This window comes from Vibrio sp. 1078-1 (assembly GCF_033340475.1).
Genome location: NZ_JAWOWM010000001.1, coordinates 725,468 through 750,613, shown reverse-complemented (window position 1 = coordinate 750,613; position 25,146 = coordinate 725,468). Strand labels below are relative to the sequence as shown.

The 25,146-nt window shown below is 43.4% G+C and carries 18 protein-coding genes, 1 tRNA gene and 2 pseudogenes; 12 read left to right on the top strand and 9 right to left on the bottom strand.

Annotation, left to right across the window (positions count from 1 at the left end):
* Nucleotides 1-81 precede the first annotated feature (81 nt).
* Nucleotides 82-2,013, bottom strand: a complete 1,932-nt coding sequence (locus tag R7190_RS03285; RefSeq protein ID WP_104976537.1) for a DEAD/DEAH box helicase — start codon at nt 2,011-2,013, stop codon at nt 82-84.
* 413 nt (nt 2,014-2,426) lie between these two features.
* Here R7190_RS03285 and rnb point away from each other — a divergent pair, with 413 nt between their 5' ends.
* The gene (gene rnb / locus R7190_RS03280; protein WP_170890049.1) at nt 2,427-4,430 is read left to right on the top strand and encodes an exoribonuclease II; all 2,004 of its coding nucleotides are present in this window, start codon (nt 2,427-2,429) and stop codon (nt 4,428-4,430) included.
* 71 nt (nt 4,431-4,501) lie between these two features.
* Nucleotides 4,502-5,311, top strand: coding sequence for a helix-turn-helix transcriptional regulator (locus R7190_RS03275; protein ID WP_053307810.1), 810 nt, complete (start codon nt 4,502-4,504; stop codon nt 5,309-5,311).
* A 33-nt stretch (nt 5,312-5,344) separates the two neighbouring features.
* Here R7190_RS03275 and R7190_RS03270 read toward each other — a convergent pair whose 3' ends face one another.
* Nucleotides 5,345-5,698: a DUF3024 domain-containing protein gene (locus R7190_RS03270; RefSeq protein WP_017635751.1), complete on the bottom strand. Its 354-nt coding sequence runs from the start codon at nt 5,696-5,698 to the stop codon at nt 5,345-5,347.
* Between the two features lie 266 nt (nt 5,699-5,964).
* Between R7190_RS03270 and R7190_RS03265 the strand changes: the two genes are divergently transcribed.
* A complete protein-coding gene (locus tag R7190_RS03265) occupies nt 5,965-6,789 on the top strand; it encodes a phosphate ABC transporter substrate-binding protein (RefSeq protein WP_064354614.1) in 825 nt (274 codons plus the stop codon).
* A 63-nt stretch (nt 6,790-6,852) separates the two neighbouring features.
* Here R7190_RS03265 and R7190_RS03260 read toward each other — a convergent pair whose 3' ends face one another.
* Nucleotides 6,853-7,533 carry a MaoC family dehydratase gene (locus R7190_RS03260; protein WP_005375670.1) on the bottom strand — a complete coding sequence of 227 codons (681 nt, stop codon included), beginning with the start codon at nt 7,531-7,533 and terminating at the stop codon, nt 6,853-6,855.
* Between the two features lie 329 nt (nt 7,534-7,862).
* On the opposite strand from R7190_RS03260, the gene R7190_RS03255 reads away from it, so the two are divergent.
* Nucleotides 7,863-7,953, top strand: a tRNA-Ser gene (locus R7190_RS03255).
* A 161-nt stretch (nt 7,954-8,114) separates the two neighbouring features.
* Here the strand turns inward: R7190_RS03255 and R7190_RS03250 are convergent.
* Nucleotides 8,115-9,665: a PAS domain-containing methyl-accepting chemotaxis protein gene (locus R7190_RS03250; RefSeq protein WP_025768974.1), complete on the bottom strand. Its 1,551-nt coding sequence runs from the start codon at nt 9,663-9,665 to the stop codon at nt 8,115-8,117.
* Nucleotides 9,666-9,950: 285 nt separating this feature from the next.
* On the opposite strand from R7190_RS03250, the gene modF reads away from it, so the two are divergent.
* The gene (gene modF / locus R7190_RS03245) at nt 9,951-11,405 is read left to right on the top strand and encodes a molybdate ABC transporter ATP-binding protein ModF (RefSeq protein ID WP_064354613.1); all 1,455 of its coding nucleotides are present in this window, start codon (nt 9,951-9,953) and stop codon (nt 11,403-11,405) included.
* On the opposite strand, the gene R7190_RS03240 is transcribed toward modF, so the two are convergent.
* Nucleotides 11,393-12,865, bottom strand: coding sequence for an EAL domain-containing protein (locus R7190_RS03240; protein WP_053307813.1), 1,473 nt, complete (start codon nt 12,863-12,865; stop codon nt 11,393-11,395). The two genes, modF and R7190_RS03240, sit on opposite strands and share 13 nt — an antisense overlap.
* A 348-nt stretch (nt 12,866-13,213) precedes the next feature.
* On the opposite strand from R7190_RS03240, the gene R7190_RS03235 reads away from it, so the two are divergent.
* The 3 genes from R7190_RS03235 (at nt 13,214) to R7190_RS03225 (ending at nt 18,095) form a co-directional block, all read left to right on the top strand.
* Entirely contained in the window at nt 13,214-13,948 is a 735-nt protein-coding gene (locus tag R7190_RS03235) for an IclR family transcriptional regulator (RefSeq protein WP_053307814.1), read from the top strand.
* A gap of 6 nt (nt 13,949-13,954) precedes the next feature.
* Nucleotides 13,955-14,794 carry an arginase gene (locus tag R7190_RS03230; RefSeq protein WP_086047306.1) on the top strand — a complete coding sequence of 280 codons (840 nt, stop codon included), beginning with the start codon at nt 13,955-13,957 and terminating at the stop codon, nt 14,792-14,794.
* Between the two features lie 310 nt (nt 14,795-15,104).
* On the top strand, nt 15,105-18,095 hold the full coding sequence (locus R7190_RS03225; RefSeq protein WP_411977991.1) for a DUF6701 domain-containing protein: 2,991 nt from the start codon (nt 15,105-15,107) through the stop codon (nt 18,093-18,095).
* Between the two features lie 66 nt (nt 18,096-18,161).
* Here the strand turns inward: R7190_RS03225 and R7190_RS03220 are convergent, their stop codons facing one another.
* The 4 genes and pseudogenes from R7190_RS03220 to pcp all read right to left on the bottom strand — a co-directional run bounded on the left by R7190_RS03220 (nt 18,162) and on the right by pcp (nt 21,774).
* A complete protein-coding gene (locus R7190_RS03220; RefSeq protein WP_025768979.1) occupies nt 18,162-19,454 on the bottom strand; it encodes a DEAD/DEAH box helicase in 1,293 nt (430 codons plus the stop codon).
* A gap of 170 nt (nt 19,455-19,624) precedes the next feature.
* Nucleotides 19,625-20,611 carry a CobW family GTP-binding protein gene (locus R7190_RS03215; RefSeq protein WP_017821090.1) on the bottom strand — a complete coding sequence of 329 codons (987 nt, stop codon included), beginning with the start codon at nt 20,609-20,611 and terminating at the stop codon, nt 19,625-19,627.
* A gap of 63 nt (nt 20,612-20,674) precedes the next feature.
* Nucleotides 20,675-20,938: a hypothetical protein gene (locus tag R7190_RS03210; protein WP_053303741.1), complete on the bottom strand. Its 264-nt coding sequence runs from the start codon at nt 20,936-20,938 to the stop codon at nt 20,675-20,677.
* Between the two features lie 197 nt (nt 20,939-21,135).
* Nucleotides 21,136-21,774, bottom strand: a pseudogene (pcp, locus tag R7190_RS03205) (pyroglutamyl-peptidase I).
* Nucleotides 21,775-22,063: 289 nt separating this feature from the next.
* On the opposite strand from pcp, the gene R7190_RS03200 reads away from it, so the two are divergent.
* The 4 genes and pseudogenes from R7190_RS03200 (at nt 22,064) to trpB (ending at nt 25,121) form a co-directional block, all read left to right on the top strand.
* Nucleotides 22,064-22,312, top strand: coding sequence for a hypothetical protein (locus R7190_RS03200; protein ID WP_005375646.1), 249 nt, complete (start codon nt 22,064-22,066; stop codon nt 22,310-22,312).
* 306 nt (nt 22,313-22,618) lie between these two features.
* Complete coding sequence (locus tag R7190_RS03195; RefSeq protein ID WP_005375644.1) at nt 22,619-22,831, top strand: cold-shock protein; 213 nt, start codon at nt 22,619-22,621, stop codon at nt 22,829-22,831.
* A 359-nt stretch (nt 22,832-23,190) separates the two neighbouring features.
* Nucleotides 23,191-23,497: pseudogene (locus tag R7190_RS03190) on the top strand (S1 RNA-binding domain-containing protein); the annotation flags it as partial.
* A gap of 400 nt (nt 23,498-23,897) precedes the next feature.
* Nucleotides 23,898-25,121, top strand: a complete 1,224-nt coding sequence (trpB, locus tag R7190_RS03185; RefSeq protein ID WP_005375643.1) for a tryptophan synthase subunit beta — start codon at nt 23,898-23,900, stop codon at nt 25,119-25,121.
* The last annotated feature ends 25 nt before the right edge of the window (nt 25,122-25,146 follow it).

Here is a 25,146-nt window from a genome sequence, read left to right as displayed (position 1 = left end):
CGCGCATAAAAAAGCCGAGCGCTTTGCTCGGCTTTCAATTCTTTTTGTAGCAACTTAAACCGTCGCTTTAATCACTCGTGATTATGCGTCTGTACGACGGCCACGACCGTGACCACGTTCACCACGATGTGCACCACGGTGATCACCACCACGGTTGCGATCGAAACGACGTTCGCCACCTTCACGATTACCATCGCGGTTGCCGTCACGGTTACCACGGAAACCACCTTCGCGACGACCGCCTTCACGACGATCACCACCACGATTGCCGCCTTCGCGGTTGCCACGGTAACCACCGCCATCACGACGACCACCTTCGCGACGACCACCGTCACGGCGACCACCACGAGACTCGCGGAAATCATCGAAATCACATACTACAGCACCAACATCTTGTTGACGGATACGTAGTTTGCTTAGCTTGTTCGCCGCGTCTGAAGTCATTGCTTTAGGTAGCTGTACGAATGTGTGGCCTTGAGCTAGCTTGATCGCACCGATAGAACCTTTACCTAGACCTAGTTCGTTTGCTAGAGCGCCAACGATGTCTTTAACTTGAACGCCTTGCTCACGACCAACTTGAAGCTGGTAAGTATCCCAGTCTTGGTTGTTGAAGTTACGACCGCCATCGCGACCACCTTCACGACGCTCTTTACGACGTTGCTTGTCACGCTCAATTGCTTCAACCATTGGGTCTTCGCCAATGTAGAACAGAGGACGTTTGCCTTGCTGACGCTTAAGAAGCATAGCAGCAAGTGTTGCTGGGTCGATGTCTAGAGAAGTTTGTAGTTTCTCTACCAACTCAGCAAATTTGTCTAGTGCTTTGTGCTCTTTCTCTGCTTCAAGCTCAGCGCCTAGCTTAGCTAGACGAGCTTCAGCAACTTGGTCACGTAGAGGAAGTTGGATTTCTTCCATAGATGACTTAGTTACACGCTCGATAGTGCGAAGCATACGAATTTGGTTAGTGCGAACTAGAAGGATCGCTTTACCCTTACGTCCAGCACGGCCAGTACGACCGATACGGTGGATGTATGACTCAACATCAAATGGGATGTCGTAGTTGAATACGTGCGTAATACGTGGAACGTCAAGACCACGAGCTACAACATCAGTTGCAACTAGGATGTCAATAACACCTTGTTTGATGTGATCAACAGTACGCTCACGTAGAGACTGAGGAATGTCACCGTGCAGTGCAGCTGCTTTGAAGCCACGTGCAGATAGCCAGTCAGCCAGACGCTCAGTATCTTGACGAGTACGTACGAATACGATTGACGCGTCAGTTTCTTCAGTTTCAAGAAGACGAGACATTGCTTCATCTTTCTCTACACCTTTCACTACCCAGAACTGTTGTTGAACTTTGTCTACAGTGTGGTTTTTACCAGCAACGTCAACCGTTACAGGGTCACGAAGGAAACGTTCAACGATCTTCTTCAGCATTGGAGGCATAGTTGCAGAAAACAGAACGCGTTGTGCTGACTCTGGAGCGTGCTCCATGATCGCAGTTACGTCATCTACGAAACCCATGTTTAGCATTTCGTCTGCTTCATCAAGAACGAAAGTACTAACTTCGTCTAGGTGTAGACGTTCGCGATTGATAAGATCTTGAACACGGCCTGGAGTACCGACAACTACATGAGCGCCACTTTTAAGAGCACGCATTTGGTCGACAATAGATGCGCCACCGTAAATCTCTAGAACTTTCAAACCTTTGATGTTTTTACCAAGGTTTTTCATTTCCGCTGCAACCTGAATTGCCAGCTCACGAGTCGGAGCAAGTACAATCGCTTGCGGTTTGCGTTGGTTTAGATCGAGTTTGTTGAGAAGAGGCAGAGAGAACGCTGCTGTTTTACCTGTACCTGTTTGAGCTTTACCCAGCGCGTCAGCACCTTCCAATAGGTGTGGGATTGCCGCAGCCTGAATTGGAGTTGGTGACACGAAACCCATTCCGTCTAGAGCAGAAAGGATAGAATCATTCAGAGATAAATCACTGAATTGAATAACAGAATCTTGCATTGGGATCCTACTTAATTAAACAAAAAAACAGTCCCATATGCTCTTCCAATTCGATACTGATCCATCCAGATACTGATTCCATTCAGACGGGAACACAGCACAGTACACAACCGCGATAAGCCATTAGGGACGACTAAGGGAGGCGGATTATTCCTTAAAAGCATAAAAAAATCCAGAAAAAATTGAATTACATCACAATTTATTCTCAACAATGGTATTTTTAGCATATTTTTCCACCAACCCTACCATTCCCCGTAGATTCGCGTAACTCACAGATGAGAATTTCATCAATATTTAAGCCAATTTCTCGTGGTTAAATTGGCAAAATTCACAGCGAAATTACGCTCCACAGGTAGTAATAATAGCTCGCAATGATTATAGTGTGCCCAACTCCATAGGTAATTTAAGAAAAGATGTTTCAAGATAACCCACTACTCGCTCAGCTTAAGCAGCAAATCCAAGAAAACCTGCCTAAAAAAGAAGGCTCAATAAAAGCCACAGATAAAGGCTTTGGCTTTTTGGAAGTGGACAGTAAGACGAGCTTCTTCATCCCGCCTGCGTACATGAAAAAGTGCATGCACGGTGACAAAGTCATCGCCATTATCCGCACCGAAAATGAACGCGAAGTTGCAGAGCCACAAGAGCTGCTGGAACAAGCCGTGACTCGCTTTATTGGTCGAGTAAAAATGTTCAAAGGCAAGCTCAACGTAGCACCTGATCACCCACAGCTTAAAAAGCTATCTCTTAAAGCGAAACTAAAGAAAGGTCTAAAACCTGACGAGTTCGCCGAAGGTGATTGGGTTGTCGCACATCTTATTCGCCACCCTCTAAAAGGCGATAACTCTTTCTTCGTAGAAATTTCTGAAAAAATCACTGACGCGAATGATAAAATTGCGCCTTGGTGGGTGACGCTTGCTCAAAACGATCTACCAAACTCTGAGCCAGCAGGCATCGATAACTGGGAACTAAAAGACGACGCGGAGCTAGAACGCGTAGACATGACTCATGTTCCATTCGTCACTATCGACGGTGAATCGACTAAAGATATGGACGATGCGCTGTACGCGAAGAAAACCGTATCTGGCGATTTCGAACTCACCATCGCTATTGCGGACCCAACCGCTTACATCACACCTGAAGATGAAATGGATAAAGTAGCGCGTGAGCGTGGCTATACTATTTATCTTCCAGGCCGCAACATCCCGATGCTACCTCGCGATTTAGCGGACAACCTATGTTCTCTGATTGAAGGAGAAACCCGCCCTGCTATTTGCTGTACCGTAACGGTAAGTAAAGATGGTGTGATTGGCGACAATATTAAATTCTTCGCGGCAAACATCAAATCACATGCACGCCTAGTATACGATCACGTGTCTGATTGGTTAGAAAACGGCAGCTCTGAAGCATGGACGCCATCTGAAGAGATCGCGACTATCGTTCGTGATCTTTATGAGTTCTCTCTTGCTCGCGCTGAATGGCGTGAGAAAAACGCAGTGGTCTTCCCTGATCGTCCTGACTACCGTTTTGAGCTCAGTGAAGATAACGATGTAATCGCTATCCACGCAGACATGCGCCGCAGTGCAAACCGTCTTGTTGAAGAATCCATGATTACCGCAAACATCTGTGCAGGTCGTACATTACGCGATAAATTTGAAACAGGTGTCTTCAATACGCATGCAGGTATCAAGAACGAGAAGATTGAAGAAGTGGTTCAACTTGTCAATCCAGAAGGCCAGTTGGAGTTCACAGCGGAGTCTATTGCTACGCTAGAAGGCTTTGCTGCGTTGCGCCGCTGGTTGGCTGCTCAAGAAACGTCTTATCTAGATAACCGTATTCGTAAGTTCCAAGCATACAGTGAAGTGGGTAATCAGCCTCTGCCTCATTACGCAATGGGTTTAGACATCTATGCAACTTGGACATCACCAATTCGTAAATACGGTGATATGATCAACCACCGTATGTTGAAGGCCGTCATCCTTGGTAAAGAACCCGTACAAAAACCAGATGACCAAGTAGGCGAAGAGCTAGCTCTACATCGTAAACATCATAAAATCGCTGAGCGAAATGTCTCAGATTGGCTATATGCACGCACGCTTGCTGATGAGCCGAGCAAGAAAACTTGTTTCACAGGTGAGATTTTCGATATTAATCGTGCAGGCGCACGTGTCCGACTTCTCGAAAATGGCGCAGCAGCCTTTATTCCTGGTGCACTAATTCTTGATAATAAAGAAAGAATTGAGTGCAATGGCGACAACGGTACCATCTCTATCGATAAAGAGGTCGTATACAAACTTGGGGATACATTGGAAATTGTCCTTACGGACGTAAACCAAGAAAACCGCAGTTTAGTTGCAAAGCCAACCCAGGTATTCGCTGAACAACCAGCAGCACAAACAGAACAGACTGTAAGTGAATAATACCGAATGAAGTTAAAAGGCGCTCTATTGAGCGCCTTTTTTATTTGTTATGTAAAACGATAAGAACGAGTATGCCGAACATTGAGATCATTCGCTTTAATCACTTCACTGCGCGCAAAAGTGAGCGTTACACTGCAACACATAATGGATTATATATTGTTGAAGAAGGTGCCCTATTAGTTCATCAACCTAATGGTGAGCAATTTGAACTTAAAGCCGGAGATTTCACACTCTATAACTCCGCAGATCTGAGCAGTGCAGAAGCCGTCTCTAGTGACGGTGGCTTTAAAGCACTGGCTTTGGTCTTCAACCCAAACATATTCTGTGACTTTAAGAAAGCGCACCCGATGCTACGTTCCAAAACGGAAGAAAGGCGCTTCTATCCTTTTTCAACGCAATCCAGTAGCGAAGTAGCACAATTGAAGGACATGTTGGTTAAGTTAGCGAGTCGCAACGCTCCAGACTACACACAAAGCCATATCGCAATGGCATTGCTGTCGTTGATGGTTGAGGTAGAGCCAAACATCCTATCTATCATAGATGATGCAAGTAGCCTGAGCGACTCTCAAAAAGCCATTAAGTACATTGAGGGTAATATTGAAAAAGACATCACGCTAGAAGGCTTAGCGGCTCATATGAGCATGTCCATCGCGACCTTGAAACGTCGCCTCGCCGCAGATGATCTTTCGTTTTCTCAGATATTAAAGGTGAAACGGATAAACTTCGCAGCAACCCAACTGCGCAAGTCAGAAAAATCAATAACAGAAATAGCGTTTGAGTCTGGTTTTAAAAGTGCAGCGCATTTCAGTACAGCATTTAAATCCGTTTACAACATGACCCCCAAAGACTTTAGAAACCAAGTCGTTAAGCCTAAAGTATAAATCATGTCGGCATTCGCATCCGTTGGGCTCGCCCTATTCCCAAAAACACGCTTGAGGATCGCGCTCCAACTCGTTGAGTAAGTCCTCAAGCATTCGGCTAAATGGAAGTGGCTTATAAGGCACCCACCTTAACAGCTCGTTGTGATATGTGGGAACATAGAAATACCAAAGTTGGTTGTCCTCATCAAACATGATCTTCGCGACGGGAGAAGTATACTCGCTATGCTGGGAGTCGAGGAGAAAATGCGCCCGATGAAGCTCAACGCCATTTTCTACTAGCTCATAGAGGCACTTGCCCTGTTCGACAGGCAAGTTAGCATTACGCGCAGAGCAGAGCGATTGAACTGATTTGTATAAACGACTTGTCGCCATTTGGGACACTGACATCAACGTTCTCCCGATGGATGATAGTTAGAGCTGTCGATCCTAGTATATAACCTTTACATCATCACCGATGGTAGTTATCTACCTAACTCAAGTATAAGATAGCTATATTATCATTTACCCAGATTATCATCTCAATCCACTTGGAAACGCTAGCTCCATCACCTCTTGACTAGAAACAATTCCCCTGTTTAGCGCTAACAGTTCACAAAAGTGTAACCTGAACGCAATATCATAAACTCTGCTTTATCCCGTATATGGAGTTTAATATGTTACGTTTTACTGTGGCGACGTTATTGGCCATAGCAGTCTCCCTCCCTACCATTGCAAAAGAAATCAACATCTCGGGTTCAACGTCGGTTGCTCGTGTGATGGATGTACTTGCTGAGGAATACAACAAAACACACCCAGACGATTACGTTGCTGTTCAGGGCATTGGTTCGAGTGCTGGTATCACCATGGTCAATAAAGGAGTAGCCGAAATAGGCATGAGCTCTCGCTATCTGACTGAAAGCGAAAAAGGTGAAGATCTCAATGTATACCCTATCGCTTATGATGGCCTCGCTGTTGTTGTAAACCGTACCAACTCTGTAGAAAACCTTTCTCAGCAACAACTATTTGATATTTACAAAGGTAAAATTAAGAATTGGAAAGAGGTCGGGGGCGCAGATCAGCCTATCGCGGTGGTTACTAGAGAAGCGTCTTCAGGTTCACGTTACAGCTTCGAAAGCTTGCTGGGACTGACCAAAATCGTTAATGATCGCCTTGTCTCGGATATCAGCCCAAACAACTTGGTTGTAAACAGCAACAGCATGGTAAAAACCATTGTTAACCATAACACTCGCGCCATTGGTTTTATCTCTGTAGGGTCAGTAGATCGCTCGATCAAGGCGATTCAGTTAGATGGTATTGACCCAACCTCGACAAACATTAGCAATCATAAGTACAAGTTGGCGCGACCATTCCTAGTGCTATACAAAGTAGATAAGATTAGCGATGCAGGTAAAGGTTTTATCGCTTTCCTTCGTTCAGAGCAGGGACAAAAAGCGATTGCAGGTTACGGTTATACGCCAGTAAAAAACTTTAATCAGTAAAAATGAAAAAGAGAGCACCTTGATGCTCTCTTTTACTATGTCGTGTTCTATCCGGTTTCGGAATTAGAAATGCAGTTGAATTACAGAGACCACAACCGCACCAGGTCGACGAATACCTTCAATTTCCACTTTAATTTCGCGCTCAATCTCCAAACCTTTTTTGATTGGCGTTACTTTTGTTAACGTGCTGACTGCACGAACATTATTGCCTGCTTTGACAGGGTAAGGGAAACGGACTTGGTTTAAACCCAAGTTAACTACCATTTTAGCTGTTGGGAACATTGGCTTGTCTGGATCGACTGAATCCGTCAGTTTAGGCAGCAATGCTAATGTTAAAAAGCCATGAGCGATAGTTGTCTTAAATGGAGATTCAGTTGAAGCACGCTCTGGATCAGTATGAATCCATTGCATGTCTTCCGTTACCGCACCAAATTGGTTAATACGTTCTTGAGACACATGAACCCAATCACCAGTGTGAATAACTTCGCCAATTTTTTCACTTAACTCGTCATAAAGCTTTTGAGCCTCAGGTGCCATTACGATCGGTGCAGGTTGAGGTGCAACTTCTTCGTTGACGGCTGGCTGCTGGTGATCACGAACTTTTGAGAAAAGAAAGCTATTTTGAGCTTTCCCCAAAAAGTCACTCCAATAATCGCGTAACGTTGGAGACATCCAATTCATAAACTCGGATTGATGAGCAGAAATCGCATCAACTTTGTCTTTAAATAGATTTGTGACCTTCATAAACACCCTTAAGAATTCTAAGCACAACTGGCTATACCAGTTAATTTTGAATTAGTTCACAAAGTCTTGCAAATACTTTCGGGCGAACACATGTACCCTAAAAGCATGTTATGTCTTATATATCAGCAAGATAACAATAAAACACCATTTTATTGACGTGCGCCAATATAAAGTAAAAACTCTATAAATTGGTACTTTTTGTCCCTTTTTCACTCCGTTTTCAAACTGTCCAACATCACATCAGTGATCATAAAACAAGCAAACAGTACTTCTATTATAATTCAGCACTTTACAAGTCGGACTATGCTCCTTATTATACCGCCCACAACGGAGAGATGGCTGAGTGGTTGAAAGCACCGGTCTTGAAAACCGGCATACGTTAATAGCGTATCTAGGGTTCAAATCCCTATCTCTCCGCCACTTATTTAGAGAGCTCGCATTTATTGCGAGCTCTCGTCGTTTTAGCTCTTACAAAAACGAGATTTAGAAATCCTCGCTCGTAAGCGAATCCAGCACTTCACTATATTCCAGTTAAAAGCCCGCTAATGTTTAGCGGGCTTTTAACTTCGATTTTCTAAAGTTTAAGCAAACTTCTTAATCATTTCAGACAGGTCATTGGTGCAATTTTGCACTTTGGTGTTCATATGATTCGTTTCAGTCATCAGTTCATACGATTCACTGTACTTTAAATTAAGCGACTGGATGTTTTCATTTATTTCATCCGTTACATAAACCTGCTCTTCTATCGCGACCGCAATTTGTTGGTTTCGTTCGACGACGTCCTGAACAAGGGACTCCAGTTGTTGAATGCTATCCAAAGCAGTACCTAGCAATGTTACCGTTCCGGTCGACATTTCATTACCTTTCTCTAACGCAGAAACCGCTGATTTGCTCCCATTTTGAATCCCTTCAATGGCCGATTTAATCTCTGTTGTCGATTCCTGAGTTCTTTTAGCTAAGGTTCTCACTTCATCTGCTACAACGGCAAACCCTCTGCCTTGTTCGCCTGCCCTCGCGGCTTCAATTGCAGCGTTCAACGCTAATAAATTAGTTTGTTCGGCAATACCATTGATGACTTCAACAACGGTTCCAATTTGCTCGGTTTGTTGGTTCAAACGTATGACCACTTTAGATATTTCGCCGAGCTCACCCACCAGCTCTAGTACCGATTGGTTAACATTATCGATAACGCTACGGCTGTCTATCATCGTATTTTGCGCTTCTAACGTAGCCTCGGCGGTCGCTTGAGCATTATTTGATATCTCAGATGAAGAGGCTTGCATCTCGTTGACCGCTGTTGCGACCGAGTCAATCTCCACTTTCTGTGCGCTTAAGTTCTCCGTCACTTGCTGGCTATTTGTCGCAGCACTGTTAGCACTTGCGCGCGTTTTTTCGCAAGAGTCTTTTACAGACACGCCAACGCGCCCCAATAGCGCATTGGCAAATTGCTTACGCATCTTCATACCCAGCTCAATCTCAGCCAGATCGTTGATTCTTCCGCAATAAATATATTCCATGAGTGGATTGTTGAAGTCTTGCCTAGCCTGTTTAGCGAGCTTCTCAACTGGTCTGGTTAATACATAAATAGAGAAAACGGAAAGTAACGCAACAACGCCAAACGCTATCACTGGTGATTGATTCATTTGTAGAATGAGTAAGCCAAGAAGGTTTGAAATTAAAAGGAAGAAGGCCGATCTCATCCACAAACGTGTACGAGGAAGATACATTTTCCACGGCTTACGATTATTTCGAAGCTTCGAATACGCTTTTTCCGCTCGCTGGATGTGTATACGCTCAGGTTTAAATCTCACTGATTGGTATTCCACAACTTCACCATTAGATTTTATAGGAGAAGCAAACGCGTCAACCCAATAATAGCCGCCGTTTTTACGTCGATTTTTGACCATTCCCATCCAGTGTTTGCCAGTTTTCAGGTGAGTCCATAAATCTTTAAAAGCCTGTTTTGGCATATCAGGATGACGCACAACATTGTGGGGTTTACCGATAAGCTCCCCTTCATCAAACCCCGCGACTTCATTAAAGTTTTCACTGGCATATTTGATGTAACTGGAGGTATCGGTAATGGAAACTAGGCTGTAACTCGAAGGGTAATCGTATTCCGTTTCACTCATAAACATGTGTCCTTACATTGATTAATTAACAAACGGCAAATATGAATTTATCAGCATAACATATACATGCATAATGATAGGTTGATTCAAAAATAAAACAAAATTATTGACAAGTTTACTTGTTACTTAATGACTCTAGTCGCATTTTTATCCTCTACTACAAGGCTTCGTTAATATGCACAAGACTGAGCACTGTTCAAAATTAATACACAAAAGCGCTTCCGTACTGAGTTCGTAAATTGTTATAAGTAATCCACTAAAACGAAAACAGGGAAGACAAACACAATGACTATTCACTTTCGTCAGCTTGCAGCTAAGAGAAACACGACACACTTGTTTATTGACGATTGGAAAATTAACACTCAGCAGTCTTGGGGGATATTCAGCGCGGATGGAGATATTGGCTCTCTGCTTGGAGACCTTATTTGTGATGAAATGTCACCAAATAGTGGGGAAATTGAGCTAAATGGGCTGTCCGTTGCGCAAGTGTCGTTATCAGAGCAACAGCGATTACTGGAAAGAGAATTAGAAAAGGATGATACGGATTTTCTTGATCGTATCGACCAAGGGAGCACTGTTTATTCATTAATCCTAGAGCAGAGCCAAGACACCAACTTAACTGAACAGCTAATTAATGATCTCGACCTAAGTCATCTTAAAGATAGTGGCTTCCGCGTTCTCTCTACCGGAGAAACCAGAAGAGTAATGCTCGCCCGAGCTTTAGCCACACAACCTGACTTAGTATTACTCGATAATCCATTTACTGGCTTAGATATTGCGCACCGAGCTGCTCTCGCTCGCTATTTACACTCGCTTTCTCAAAATGTGCAACTACTCGTAACCTTCTCTCGCGAATCTGACATGCCTGAGTGGATCAATAGCATCGCGCTTTTCAGTGCAGGAAAGCTTGATAGTACAATGGATAAGTCCAGTTGGGATAATCATCCAATCATTGGACAAATAAAATCTCAGTCAGAGCAACAGAGTGAAGAAATGATGAGCTTGATACGTCAGCATCAGCACTCGACGCCATTCAACAACCCAATATTTGAACTAAAGAATGGGACTGTTGAATACACCGATAAGAAGATTTTTACTGACTTGAACTGGCGCATAGACAAGGGCCAACATTGGCAGGTCAAAGGCCCAAATGGTTGTGGAAAGAGTACCTTACTTGGATTGATCTTTGGCGATCATCCGCAATGCTACAGCAATGACATTGATATTTTTGGTAAAAAGCGTGGTACTGGCGAGACAATCTGGGAAATTAAGCAGCATATCGGTATGGTGTCTTCAGCGCTACACCTCCAATATCGAGTCAATTGCAGCGCATTAGAAGTCATTTTGTCAGGATTTTACGATTCGATTGGGTTGTATAACCAGCCAACTCGCAAAGAGATGAATATTGCAAACGAGTGGCTCGATATCTTACATATGAGCCAGTACAAAAAAACCTCATTCAAGCAATTAGAGTACGGTCAGCAGCGACTATTACTGATTGCAAGAGCCATCGTGAAACAACCCACATTATTGATTTTGGACGAGCCGTATCAAGGGTTAGATTTTTTGGGTAGACGGTTAGTTAAGAACACACTTGAGCTCATCGCTAGAGAGAATTTAAGCCAACTATTGTATGTGTCTCACTACCAAGAAGACCGCTTAGATAGCATCAAAAATGAGTTAGAGTTTGTGTTTGATGAAAATGCTCAGTGTTATAGAGCTAACGTCTACCAATCATAATGACTTCGCTGCGCAAGCTGCTCATAAGGTAATGGTTTGGAGTATAGGTATCCCTGATGATATCTCACTCCCATCTTCTTTAAGTGTTCAGCTTGCGCTATGGTTTCCACGCCTTCAGCGATCAATTGTACTTGTAATTCTTCCGCGAAGTGAACCATCGCTTTTAAGACAGAAGCACTAAGGCTAGGAATACCAATGGTTTCGACAAAGCACTTATCGATTTTTAAGTAATCTATGCGCATGTGCTGTAGAAATGCTAACGAGGTTTGGCCAGTTCCAAAATCATCGATCAGCACATCAATACCATGCACTCGCAGCGCTGCAATGCATTTTCTCGCCTCTGAATCAATGAGCTGACGCTCCGTTATCTCTACCCCTAATGAGACTTTGTTTCGGCTCAACTGTCTGTCGAGCAATTGAATTTTTCTGATCGCGTTTGGTCCGACTAAATAACCAGGCGGCACGTTAATACCAAGGTGGACAGGCTGATCAAAGCCTAATTTACTGAAGTCCTCTGCCGCTTTATCCAGAACGAAATCAGTAAGTAAAAAAACCAATCCACTTTGCTCTGCCGCAGGGACAAACTCATCCGGAGAAATGAACCCCTTACTTTGATGCTCCCATCGCACTAGCGCTTCAAACCCGAATAACTGGCCGGTATCAACGTTAACTTGCGGTTGGTAATACAGGGTCAACTCTCCTCTTTTTATCGCTCTTTTAAGATCCAGTATCAAATTGCGATGGGGATCAATAAACTTATTCAACGCATACAAGCAAAGGTAGATAACGAAAATAATTGGAATTGAGTACAAAAAATAGGAAAGTGTTCTCTGTTTGACGAAAAGATCGCTGGCTTCGCTCAAAGCTTCATACTCAAACATTTGCGACGATTTGATACCGATAGGATTACTTCCCGCTCTTAATGCTCCTTCAGGTGAAACTTGATCATGGATAAACAGCGCAGAGCGTTTTAGGCGTAAATCGTTGTTAAACCCTATTGTTGCATTAAAGTAGTCATGATCGATAATCGTTACGGCTTGATAACCCCGCTCTCCCTCCGTTACCACTAGCAAGAACTGATCGTACAAGCTATCAACACTACCAAGCGCTAGCGTTTGTCCCTTGGGAAAGGCGATGTGCTCAGCTAACGGTTTAGAGATACTTCCCAATTTCGAAGAACAAGTAATGACTCCCTCTTTCACAATGAGCATTTCTTCAATATCTCGTTCAAACATTAAGCTTTGCTGGAGCTCTTCACATCGTTCAGGGTGTAGCAGCGCCGTGCGGTTTTCTGTCTCTATTTGGAATAAAATTTCATCTGCAATTTGCACATTTTTTTCTAATAAATGATTGAGATTGTTTTGCACGCTTTCACGAGCTAAATACAAAACTTCTCCAATAACCAAGGGAATAGGCAGAAGGAAAATGATGGCTTTTTTAAAAATCGCCTTATTCAGCATATAAAAGTAACCTTTTATAAAACCGATTTACTGAGATGGTACCTCGATTCCGATACCCGCTAGCAACTCACGTTTTTTAACATTATTTGTTTGGATTAACTCAGTATGCGAAACGCTGAGTAATACCGCAAACTAAACAATGTCTTATTCACTCCTGTTCCAATTTAGTATCAAGCGCCTCAAACCTGAGACTTTAATTCGACACCATGTTATGTCTATCGGTACTTGCGAAAGTCTTTACCGGTCTGTTTCTCATCATGTAAGAATTACCCATTAAAATTATTTTTCTTTTCTCAGTAATTAAGAATTATATTTGTCGTAACTCCTACAACACGTTACAACACTCTCATGACGACAAACAAAGCTAATGCTAACCAGGTAAACGAAAAATCACTGCAGTTGTTAATGCAAGTTGCAGTTAGTCCGTTCCCAGTTTCTGCGAAAGCGCTAAGCGAGCAATTGAACGTTCCTTTAAGCAGCCTTTACCGACACTTAAAACTGCTTAAAGAGTGGAACTTGATCGAAGAAAGCGTTCACGACAAGACATTTGTCGTTGGTCCAGCGGCATTATTACTCATGCACAGCTATGAGACCGCGCAACATGGGCTCGACATGGTCGAAACCATACTGGCTAGGTTGGTACAACAAACCGGGGAAATGGCCGCTTATATGGTACCAGCTGGTTATCGTGCGCTTTGTGTCAGACAGAAAGAAAGTATGCAGGCGCTGCGTTGCAGCTTCGTCCAGGGTCAAAGTCAACCTCTGCTGCGCGGTGCCTCATCTAAAGTGATGCTCGCTTTTATGCCTCAAAGTCGATGCGAGAAAATCTTGAGATATTTTAATCAAGATCACCGACGCGACGAGTGGGAAAAAGAGCTCACAACCATCCGTAAACACGGATATGCCGTCAGTACTTCTGAGATTGACCCTGGTGTTTCAGGTATAAGCGCACCGGTAATGAAAGGAAGCAAACTGATTGGCGCAGTCTCGGTGATGGCTCCGGCCCACCGAGTCGAAAAGGATAAGCAGCGCATTATTTTACATGTACTGCAAGCGGCAAGGGCACTACCACCAGAAAGGTAATTCATCATGTTAAGCTTTTTCAAACGCTATAAACTCCATCACACAGTGAAACAGCCGCAACATTACCCTTTTTCTTTTATGACAGTGTGCGAGTATTTACCTCCTATGTCGAAGGGTGCGTTTGAATTAGCTGATCAAAGTTTGGAAAATGCTAGTGATTGGCTTTACCAACAACATGATCATGAAACCGCTGAAAACTTTGGTCACTTCAACCACGACAAGCTGGAAAATGGCGAGTTTCAGGAAGCGTTAAGTCTTTCGCTTTCTCGTCATTCTATTCCCGTTTTAGTGACCAACTGTACCGAGGCAATCTTGTCAATGTTACCTGTGGTCGTATCCTATCGAGACGAAGTGGGTGTCGTAAATATCGGGCATAACATGAACTTGAAGCCGACACTTGAGCCACGCTTAGGCTCTGCATTCCATTTTGCTCTTTCTCGCTATCAAAACGTACGATTGTTTTTTGCTGGCGTCTGTGAGCAAGAGACGAAGCAGGAAACGTGGGAATACGCGGAAGATCAAGGTTGTGATTGGGTGACCGAGAAAGAGTTTTCTTTTCGTCATCGCAATAACGTTAAGCAACAGATCGGCAATTACCTAGACCACTGCGACCAAATAATCATTAGCATCGACCTTGGATCTCTAAAAACCAAAAACAGCCTTGATGGCGCGTCAGAAATTGATATCCAAATGGTTCTACGCACGATTAGGCAATGTCTGGTTGCAGGTAAAGTGAGGGCAATTCAGCTCGTTGGCGATCGAGATTGCCTGGTCTATTCGAGACAAACGAAAGCCATACTAGAAGAGTTATATCAGATGGCTCCACTCATCGTTCACGCTGCATAGCGTTATAAACATTCAGAATCAGGATCGCTTCCTTCCTGATTCTGAACCAACATGCTTACTTATTATCCTTAACTAACAAATAGTTACACATATAAATCGACACACATCACACTGGCCTCTTGAACTAACCTGACACTTACGTTGTAATAAGGCCGCTAAACTTTGGTATGACATACGAAATAAAAAATAACCAAAGTTCAATAACTAAGCTGCTTCAAAACAAAAAATTACCGCAGCTATTCCAATTTCAGTGAGCATTTGCTCACGCTCGCTTGATGCCATCTTGTTCCACTCATTAGGACATTTGATGATGCGTCTTTGCAGTATTTTCACTGCGGTTCTTTTTTTACCGCTAACCTCACACGCCACCACTTATGACTTAGCAGATATCAAGTCAAACACTAATGTTGCCTTTTGTAAAAACGGAACCATTCATGTAACGGGTTCTACTTACGATTGCACTACAAATATTGTTCTCCCGAAAGGCGATCAAATTATAAATAGTAGTCAAAGCTCATCGTCTTTAACCGCTCATGGTTCCATAACACTCCGTGGGCAGAATGTCATAGGCTCAAAGGAAAGCCCTATAAACATCAAAGCTAAAGGAACTTGGTTAAAAATTAATGGTAATAGCTACGTACTAGGTAATGTCTCTGCTTTAGGTTCTATAAAAATAACTGATAGTGAAATCGAAGGAGATATAGAAACCAATGGTGTTGGTGGAAATGGCCGTTCTGTCGAGTTTTACGGAGAGCACAACGTCCTTAATGGCAACATCATTGCTCAAAGTGACGTGTACATCGAATCTGGTATGTTCTGCGGTGATATCAAATCAAAAGGAACAAAAGTAGAAATTAATCAACTGGAATCGTCGCTTTCTAATACACCAATAGTTGTGGGCAACATTAATGCTCTATCGGGGATAAATCTTAATAATACGACAGTTTTTGGTTCTTTGACATCTCAGGGACATACTGTAGATACAGGTTTTGGCACGACCAAAATATATGCGAATAAGCAAGCTATTTCGGCAATGCATTTTTCAATTAATAACTCCAATACTTCTATTTGTGGTAGTGTGACAGCCACCCTAGAATCAAGTTCAAATTTCAACCACTATTGTGGCATTGATGAACCCAATTGTAGTTACGCAAATCAAACACCAACAACTTGCCCTATTCCTTCTTATATCCCTGAATGTAAAATTACGCCTCCATCAGAGAACGACTTCGACCTCAGCGTCACACCATCGGACGACATGGCACTGATGTGCGGCGACGATCTTCCGCAATTTACAGCAATGACAACCAATAATGGAGAAGTTGTAAGCGCAGAAGTCAGTGCAGCCCTATCACACCCTGACTTGTTCACTTTAGAGGTGATCAAAGGTCAGCAGACATTAAAAGCAAACCAATTTATGTCTGACGACAATGGTGAGCTCGTTGTTCGAGTGGTCCCGAACGATATTGATACCATCGCGTTAGGTACTAACTACACGCTGACTTTCACTATGGCAGAAGACACCAGCAAGCATCAAACGGTTAGCTTTATGTTTACGCCATTTATGTTTGAGGCCGACTCAAAGACGAAAAGCGCCACTTTAAATGAAATACGCGTTATTGCAGGTAAACCAGAAAACGTGCATACGCGATTGCTTGCTTGTGCTTCCACCGGCGAACCTGTAGTCGCAAGCAACTACAATGGTACTCCTAAGGTTTTTCATCCATTGGTTCAACCATTAGGAGGAAGTGAAGGAAACTTTAGCTATTCAGCGGAATTTAAAGACGGCTTGTCTGAACATGGTCTTGTCACGAACGAGTCCGGCATATTTGAAGTGACATTGTCCGATCATTTTGAATGTGAGGGATTTGAAGAGTGCCCTGAAGAAGGCAAAGTGGAAGTGAAAGGGACATTTAATGTGCACTCGCGACCATGGACATTCGCTATCTGTGACAACCAACGTGCTTTGCCTTCTGGCACCTCTGAACAAGGAGATGGGTTTATTGCCGCCGGAGAACTTTTCTCTCTAACAGTGAAGCCGATCATTTGGCAAACTGACGGCTCTGTAAGTGGTTCTGTTGAATCAGCACGTTATTGTGATGCCTCTATCACCCGTAATTTTATGCTTGATGACGCTCCAGCAGCATCGGTTGTCTTGTCGAGTGAGCAACATACGCCATCAGAGACAGCGAACCAAACCTCAAAATTGCTAAAAAGTAGTGACTCACTGGCTCAGGCGCATAATTCAGCCAAGAATGATCAATTCGTCTTTAATGGATTATATTGGGAAGAAGTCGGGAGCTTGAGAGTAAAAGCAAACCTAGAAAGTAAATATCTAGGTATGACTGTGAACGAAAGCTATCGTTACATCGGTCGTTTTTACCCAAAATATTTTCAAGTGCAAGACCAAGAATGGCACTACCCACATGGCCAAACTTTTGCTTACATGAATCAACCTTTTGAGAAAGTCACTTACGATGTTGTCGCACTCAATGCGAATAAGGAAAACGTGAAGAACTACGTCCACTTTTCATCTAACCTTCAACAACATTTCGACTTAGGCGAGCTAAGCTCATACTCCGATCGGTTTTTGCCGCCTAAGCCTAAGAAGGTAGACTGGAAACTACTGGGTAGCGCGAGTGTTGGAACGTTTGTGATCGAGAAGCCCTCGACCAATGCGACTTGTAACAATAGCCCATGTTGGAAAAAGAACACGACAGATAAACAATACCCTGATGGCCCATTTAATAAAGGGACTAACAGTGACAGCAGCCAAATAGGTTTAGTCACGACTAAAGCCGTTGATGAGGTAAACTTCTTCGACGATAGCGAAGTGCTCACAAAACAACCAGACATTCGATTCGGTCGTTTGAACTTTCAAGATGTAGGTGGCAACCAAGGCATGGTGATCAAAGTGCCACTTGATGTGGAAATTTGGCAAAACGGTCGATTTACGACTAACTTCGATGACAGCTCAACAACGGCGAGTGGTGAATATTACTTCAGCACGCCAATTTGGTCTCATGCGCTAGCAAACAACGCCCTGCTTTCTGGCGTTGGAACGATGAGTATTGGCAGAATGACCGATATCGTTGCAAGCCAAATTGACTCAGCACGCGAGCAAATACAATTCCACCTGGATTTAGACGGCTCAGGTAATCGCATCCCTTGGCTGAAATACGATTGGGATAACACGACAAGTGAAGAGGAAAATCCACCTGTTACAGTTACGTTTGGTATTCACCGAGGAAACGATCGCATTATTTATCGTGGTGAGCCAAATATGCTTGGCCTAAATTAACGCGAAACGACAAAACAAAAAAAGCCCCTATATTGAGGGGCTCTTTTCATCTAAAACGGATGTAATTTACTTTGCGCCACGACGCGCTTTCAGGCGCTTCACCATAGCAAGACGACGCTCTGCCGACCCTTGGTCTGTTGCCGACTGGTTCGGGTTATTACGACGACCTTGACGATTCTTAAACGCTGGTTTTGAGTGCAGCTTTTCAATGTAAGATTCACGCTGTTTTGGTTCATAGCCTGCAAGCTCAATACGGCGAATTCGCTGCTGGATTAGATTTTCAACCTGAACAACCGTGAGCTCTTCATCTCGGTTTACAAATGAAACAGCATGGCCTTGTTTACCTGCACGGCCTGTACGACCAATTCGGTGAACGTAATCTTCCGCTAGGAAAGGCATGTCATAGTTCACAACGTGAGGTAAATCTTCAATATCTAGACCTCGAGCAGCGACATCGGTAGCCACCATGACACGTGCTTTACCGGACTTGAACTCTTCTAACGCACGACGACGAGCACTTTGAGCACGGTCACCATGACAAACCACCGCTTTGATACCATCAAGTTTCAGCTCTTTTACAACGTCGTTTGCGGTCTCTTTGTAGTTCACAAATACCAACACTTGTTTCCAGTTCTTACGACCAATCAGCTCCGAAAGCAGTTCCGTTTTTCGCTCTTGATCAACTGGATATAACACGTGAGCAACTGTCTGTGCTGTCGTATTCGCTCGCTCAACTTCAATACGCTTAGGCTTACGCAGGATATCTTTTGCTAACAGATTTAGTTGGCTCGAAGTCGTTGCTGAAAACATCATAATTTGCGGATCAGTATCCACATCTAGCATGATCTTACGTACTGCGTGAATAAAGCCCATGTCCAAGATACGGTCTGCTTCATCAAACACTAAAAACTCTAAGTGTGCGACCGAGACATTACCTTGTTCAATGTGCTCTTCCAATCGACCTGGTGTAGCCACTAGGATATCTACACCGTTTTCTAATGCCGTTACTTGAGAAGACATTTTACGGCCACCGAAAATCGCAGCCACCGACAGGTTCGTGTACTTCGTGTAAGCTTTGATGTTGTCAGCAATTTGTTCAGCAAGCTCACGAGTTGGAGCCAAGATAAGTGCGCGAGCAGTCTTACGAGAAGCGCTACGGTTACTGTCTAGCAGCTGCTGAATCATAGGCAGAGAAAACGCAGCCGTTTTACCAGTACCTGTTTGTGCTGTAGCGAAAATATCATGGCCTTTGCGAGCCATTGGAATCGCCTTCTGTTGAATTGGCGTTAACTTTTCATAACCGCATTCTGCCAGTGCTTTAACCACTTCTGGCGCAAAACCTTGAGATGAAAATGACATTGAGCGTATTCCTTAAACAAACCACTAAAAATAGCTTTAAAAATTTAGCCGTGCACTATACCCGAATTTGAGTGATTTATCTCACTTTTCTCATTGAAATCCTACAAAAGAAAAAACGGTGAGCACAGATATATCAGTGGTTCACCGTTTTCGTTTAACCTTTGCGCAATTTAATGTTTGATGCCAGATAACTGAAGGAGAATTCGCTCAAGCTCATCCCATGGCAACAGCTGAGAATCTATCACTTCTAATCGTGATTCAAAGCCTTCTAAGCTGATTTCATTCACCGACACGACTCGGTTGGCAACATTAAACGCGTAACAACCTTGATCCGTATTGACCACTGCTTTAACACGCTCTGCGGTCAAGTCCGAAAGCATAGAGAAAAGCTTTTCAAAATCAAACTTATACTCTGCCCCAAACAACCACCCACAACTAAAATAACCCTGCCCTTTGTTCTCTTTGCGCACAAAGGCTTCACCAGGCGCCAACTGGAATTGAGGCTCTTGATGAGCGTGGTCATGATGATGTGACTCGATATGGGAAGAAGCGCTGCCGTAAACCCGTTCAATATCCAAGACTTCTATCGGCAACTCACCGTCATGAATAAGCTTACTGAATACTTTTGAAGGGGATTGGTCCGTCACCCAGTCATTAAACACATCAAGGTCGTGGCTGGAACATAGGTCAACCTTACTACCAATAACCACATCTGCACTGTCTAACTGGTCCACGAAGTTTTGGTTAGAAAGATACTTTTCATCACTTAAGTTACGCGGATCAACCAAGGCAATCGTCGCTTTAAGATCAACGTAAGGTTCATACTGCTGTGAGGTAAGCGTCGCGATAACCTGTTTTGGATGACCAAGGCCTGTCGGCTCAATCAATAAACGGTCCGGTTTTTGACGCAATAATGCGGTGATACCTACCGACATCGGCACACCCGCAGTGCAGCACATACAACCACCCGGCACTTCTTTAATCAGCGCTCCTTGGTCGGTCATCAATGCACCGTCGATGCCAATCTCACCAAATTCATTGACCAAAACCGCCCAGTTTTCTTTTTCCGGTTTGTTCTTCAGTAGATTTAAAATCGTGGTCGTTTTACCGACACCCAAAAATCCGGTCAGTATGTTGGTTGGTACTCGATTTGACATGCTTATCTCCGACACGTTAGTGCATTAATGCTCCAGCAAAGTATACGGAGAATGTGACTCGCTTCAACGCTTTTTATCGCACTCATCAAGCTCATTGCGTGATGCGTTGGCACACATTTTTCGAGCTTGTTTGGGTTGACTTATCAACTCTGAACGCTTCATATCGGACAAGTACCTACCGGTATAAATAACGCAAGTAAAAAACGCGATAATAGCGACTACGATGGGAAGAACTCCGAGCGTGTTTTCGAATTTAAGCGCAGCAATAGCCAACGCGAAAACAACGACAGAGATAAGTGCGATTGACTTACTTTTGTTGCTTTTCATAATAACTCGCCTTTCGTAAAGTTAGCCCCTAACACCTCCTGTACTAGAGGAATGCCAGTTTGAACAACATCCAACCTGACTATTCAATGCTACTCCTTTCGCTACTTGTGAAATTTGACAAAGCTAACATTTACTACAACATCAAACGACGAGCTTATTATTATCTTTCAGACACTTACTGGATTTTAAAACACTTACTAGCAAATCGTTCCACCGCTTACCAGGATATCGCTATCATTGGCAATACAAACTTGCGCCACCAGCCTTAGCCCTTCGACTATCATGTCCAAAGACATAGAAGGCTGACTGCCATCTACTGCTTGTTCTGGCAATAATGGGATATGAACAAACCCATGACGAATAGGTTTGTCTTTTAGATAATGTTGGATGCCATAAAAAAGGTGGTTACATACAAATGTTCCGGCACTGTTGGAAATCTGGCTAGGTATCCCCTGCTTTTGCAGCGTTTGAACAACACGCTTTATCGGCAGCGTCGAGAAGTAAGCATCAGGACCATCGGCCACCACGGGTTCATCAATCGGCTGATGACCAGCGTTATCTGGAATACGAAAATCATCGACATTAATTGCGACACGCTCTGGGGTTATCGCGCTACGCCCGGCCGCTTGCCCTACAGTAATCACACAGTCTGGCTGGTGCGCTTCTATTGCTTCAATAACGACTTTCACCGAGTCATATCGAACTACGGGGACTGGGCAAGTAACTATCACACCGCCTTTTATGGCCGCAGCCTCTAATTACTTGACCGCTTCTAAGGCGGGGTTAATGGCGTCACCACCAAAAGGTTCAAAACCGGTAATCAGGACTTTCTTCATAACAGCCTTTAGGAAAAGAGTTTTACAAATTATTGCACTCCCCTTTACCCCATCCAATAGCAAAAGTATTGATGAGATAAACCAGACAACATTATGTGACTCATGTCTAACCAGAGAGTGTTTTCTGCCTCATTGAATCTAGGCAAGTTCCGGACTATCGAGACTAACTTATTGATGATTAGTGGCAGGGCAAGGTTCTCTCATTACATGACGCACGTAGAAGCTTGGTTTCCACGCTTAACTTAGGTAGAGTACGCGACCGCAATGCAATTCGAAGAGATTGAATACAATGAATATTGATAACCATGTAATCGAAACGATTGAAGAGTTAGAGGCATTTCTGCATTTAGTAGAAAGCGGCGCTCTTGGCCTTGAAGGTGTCACTGGCGTTGCGCTAGCCACCTCTAATACCGATGGTCGTCCATTTGTTGCCGTATTAGGAGAAAAGCACCAATTGCTCCTCGGTCGCTGGGTTTCGCAGCACGTATATGACAATGGTAAAGACATCGTTCGTAACGGCCCAACCAGAAAACACTAAGCGCTCGACGCCACCTATAACATCACGCCGTCTTATACACCAAGCGTATGCTTTGAAAGCAATGCGCTTGGTGTACTCAAAAAATAAAAAAGAAAAGGCTAGCCTTTATTAATTTTGTCGGTATACTGCACATCAGCTCTTACGGAAAGAGCTATTAATGTAATTAAAGATCAAAGTTTCTCTCAGTTCCACATCGAATTCCTCGTTTACGTTCCTGCGACAAAATAGTTATCTCTAAAATCATATAGTAGCACTTGATATTAGCTAAAAATTCAATATTTAAAACAATCAAATATAGAGGTATCTATGTCTAATAAATTAACTGGTTCAGTAAAATGGTTCAACGAAACTAAAGGTTTTGGTTTTATTTCTCAAGACAATGGCGGTGATGACGTATTCGTTCACTTCCGTTCTATTGTTTCTGAAGGCTTCAAAACTCTTACTGAAGGCCAAAAAGTATCGTTCGTTGTTGAACAAGGTAACAAAGGTTTACAAGCAGCTGAAGTAACTGCTCTGTAATTCTTTGTGTGGCATCAATGTTGTTGGTGCCACAATCCCCTTCCACTTATTACTGCCCTTACTATTCTCTATCTAAGTTTATATACCCAAATCACTTACCTCTCCCACACCATCATTAATCACTTTCAATAAAGTCACTTTGGTATACATCTTTAGGTAATCACACAACCTACCTTGCAATTCCAGTTTGGAATTAAATTAATCTCATTCATATCTGAATCACTTCGCCTCATGCTTTGCTCATAAAAATAAAGTTTATAAAATAAAAGCGATTGGCGAATATCAGAGAAAAAATGAAATTAAATATATCTGCTCAATCAATAAATTCTAATAACTACGAGCACATAATCCCTAGCTGAGAGGTTGAGTCAGCACTGAAATGTCATTACATGAAGCCATTTATCGGACAACACTTCATAGGGACAGCGTGTGGAGTCACACACTTCGGGGTATTTGTTGAGTTAGAGGAACCGAACCGAAGGTCTCATTCCTTTATCAAGTTTCCAAAATGGTGAGTTCGAATTTGATGCAGTCAAACAAAAAATTTCCAGCCAGAGCGCCACGTTTACTTTAAGAGCTAAAGTGCACGTGTTGGTTAAAGACGCCGATTCGAGACAAAGAAAGATCATGTCCAACTTAAAAGACGCGGAACACGCGGTAGGTTAGCCTGTTTTAGGTTACTTTCTAATCCATTAATCAAAAATAAAAAATAAGCTTTTAATACCGCAATTAACTTGTGACATTTCGCTGACATCGACTCATTCTAAAACCCTAATATCTGACAAAGGAAACGAATCTAATTTTTGTTTCCAGACACCATCGCAGAGTGTATTTCCAGCATTCTGTTTGCCTCGAGAGGTTCTTATGACAGCCTAGGATCTCTCGAGGCTTTTTTGCATCTATTCAAACCACCTGATTCTACATCACAACTATTGTCCCCTACACAAGTTGTACTTTTTAACTAGTGCACTAGATCGCGAACTCTGATTTAAGCAACTGATCACACAACCACTTCTAAATTTTGGGTATAAAAGTATCAATACTTTCGTTAACTAGGATGTAAATAATGAAAAACTCGTTTGATCTCACTATGCCCAACGAAGAAGGATACTTTGGTGAATACGGTGGTAGCTTTGTTCCACCTGAGCTTGAACAAATCATGCATGACATCAACGCAGCTTATGAGGAATGCAGCAAAGATCCTGAATTTAAAGCGGAACTCGCTCGCCTGTATAAGCACTTTGTTGGACGACCTAGCCCAATCTTCCATGCGGAAAACTTGTCTAAAAAATACGGAGCAGACATCTACCTAAAGCGCGAAGACTTAAACCATACAGGCGCACATAAAATTAACCACTGCTTAGGGGAAGCCATTCTCGCTAAAAAGATGGGTAAGAAGAAACTAATTGCAGAAACTGGCGCAGGGCAACACGGTGTTGCGCTTGCTACAGCCGCGGCATTGGTTGGCTTGAAATGCGACATTTACATGGGTGAAGTTGATATCGCCAAAGAACATCCGAATGTCGTCCGCATGAGAATCCTTGGTGCTAATGTCATTCCTGCCACTCATGGGCGCAAAACCCTCAAAGAAGCGGTAGATTCTGCATTCGAAGCTTATCTGAAAGATCCTGATACACAACTTTATGCGATAGGCTCTGTCGTTGGCCCTCACCCATTCCCTAAAATGGTGAGAGATTTCCAATCAATTATCGGTAACGAAGCACGAGTTCAATTCAAAGAAATGACCGGCAAGTTACCCAATAATCTCGTCGCATGCGTTGGAGGTGGTTCTAACGCGATGGGGCTATTTACTGCTTTCTTAGAGGATGAACAAGTCGCCATTCACGGCGTTGAACCTGCGGGCCGCTCTTTGCAAAAGGTTGGCGAGCATGCTGCAACACTCACACTCGGTGAGCCAGGTATCATGCACGGATTTAAGTCTTACATGCTTAAAGATGCGCAAGGCGAACCTCAGGAAGTGTACTCTGTAGCAAGTGGCTTGGATTACCCATCGGTTGGGCCTCAGCATAGTTACTTAAAAGACATTGGCCGTGTCAATTACGGCTCAATCAGTGATGACGAAGCGATTGATGCCTTCTTTGAGCTGTCTCGTGAAGAGGGAATAATCCCTGCTATTGAATCCTCACACGCTGTCGCTTACGCAATTAAACTCGCACAGCAAGGAGAAACCGGCTCGATTTTGATCAACTTATCAGGCCGTGGTGACAAAGACATTGATTTTGTCGTTGAACACTACGGCGCAAAATACGGCATTGAATCACTCATATAGCCTAACTCCGTAGCCTAACCCTACA

What these genes read in the sequence shown, in the direction of transcription:
- trpB (WP_005375643.1), top strand. Translation starts at nt 23,898, where the DNA reads ATGAAAAACTCGTTTGATCTCACTATGCCCAACGAAGAAGGATACTTT.
- R7190_RS03200 (WP_005375646.1), top strand. Translation starts at nt 22,064, where the DNA reads ATGAATATTGATAACCATGTAATCGAAACGATTGAAGAGTTAGAGGCA.
- R7190_RS03195 (WP_005375644.1), top strand. Translation starts at nt 22,619, where the DNA reads ATGTCTAATAAATTAACTGGTTCAGTAAAATGGTTCAACGAAACTAAA.
- R7190_RS03260 (WP_005375670.1), bottom strand. Translation starts at nt 7,533, where the DNA reads ATGAAGGTCACAAATCTATTTAAAGACAAAGTTGATGCGATTTCTGCT.
- R7190_RS03275 (WP_053307810.1), top strand. Translation starts at nt 4,502, where the DNA reads ATGCCGAACATTGAGATCATTCGCTTTAATCACTTCACTGCGCGCAAA.
- R7190_RS03230 (WP_086047306.1), top strand. Translation starts at nt 13,955, where the DNA reads ATGTTAAGCTTTTTCAAACGCTATAAACTCCATCACACAGTGAAACAG.
- rnb (WP_170890049.1), top strand. Translation starts at nt 2,427, where the DNA reads ATGTTTCAAGATAACCCACTACTCGCTCAGCTTAAGCAGCAAATCCAA.
- R7190_RS03210 (WP_053303741.1), bottom strand. Translation starts at nt 20,938, where the DNA reads ATGAAAAGCAACAAAAGTAAGTCAATCGCACTTATCTCTGTCGTTGTT.
- R7190_RS03265 (WP_064354614.1), top strand. Translation starts at nt 5,965, where the DNA reads ATGTTACGTTTTACTGTGGCGACGTTATTGGCCATAGCAGTCTCCCTC.
- R7190_RS03235 (WP_053307814.1), top strand. Translation starts at nt 13,214, where the DNA reads ATGACGACAAACAAAGCTAATGCTAACCAGGTAAACGAAAAATCACTG.
- R7190_RS03220 (WP_025768979.1), bottom strand. Translation starts at nt 19,454, where the DNA reads ATGTCATTTTCATCTCAAGGTTTTGCGCCAGAAGTGGTTAAAGCACTG.
- modF (WP_064354613.1), top strand. Translation starts at nt 9,951, where the DNA reads ATGACTATTCACTTTCGTCAGCTTGCAGCTAAGAGAAACACGACACAC.
- R7190_RS03215 (WP_017821090.1), bottom strand. Translation starts at nt 20,611, where the DNA reads ATGTCAAATCGAGTACCAACCAACATACTGACCGGATTTTTGGGTGTC.
- R7190_RS03240 (WP_053307813.1), bottom strand. Translation starts at nt 12,865, where the DNA reads ATGCTGAATAAGGCGATTTTTAAAAAAGCCATCATTTTCCTTCTGCCT.
- R7190_RS03270 (WP_017635751.1), bottom strand. Translation starts at nt 5,698, where the DNA reads ATGTCAGTGTCCCAAATGGCGACAAGTCGTTTATACAAATCAGTTCAA.
- R7190_RS03285 (WP_104976537.1), bottom strand. Translation starts at nt 2,013, where the DNA reads ATGCAAGATTCTGTTATTCAATTCAGTGATTTATCTCTGAATGATTCT.
- R7190_RS03250 (WP_025768974.1), bottom strand. Translation starts at nt 9,665, where the DNA reads ATGAGTGAAACGGAATACGATTACCCTTCGAGTTACAGCCTAGTTTCC.
- R7190_RS03225 (WP_411977991.1), top strand. Translation starts at nt 15,105, where the DNA reads ATGCGTCTTTGCAGTATTTTCACTGCGGTTCTTTTTTTACCGCTAACC.